1 protein-coding gene is annotated in these 304 nt (G+C 59.9%); it reads right to left on the bottom strand.

The window, feature by feature from the left end:
- A partial coding sequence (locus ACYP5B_RS00950; protein WP_459568214.1) for a transposase DNA-binding-containing protein occupies positions 1-304 on the bottom strand: 304 nt, incomplete at both ends.

Here is a 304-nt window from a genome sequence, read left to right as displayed (position 1 = left end):
GCCCAACACCCCAAGGGGCAATCCGTCGGGCGTGACAGCCAGCAGGCTGTGCATCAGAAATCCATGCCTGTTGCCTCCTGTGCCAAGGCCCAGACCAGTGGTTTCGGGCAAATGCGCCAAGTTGAACTCGGTGGTGTCCTGGACAGCCAGCACCACAGGCACCTGCCGCATCCGGCCCAGCGTCTGCGCGACATGCGAACTCAGCACACCGTCGCTATCGATTTCCTCATTGCTAAAGAAGCGATATGCAGCTTTGAGCTGCGCGCTGTCGAGAGCTTGCGGGAACGAACAATGCGGGCTTTGT

The organism is Cupriavidus sp. 8B (assembly GCF_054589115.1).
Note: the sequence above shows the minus strand (reverse complement) of the source record. Positions and strands in the feature narration are given on the sequence as shown.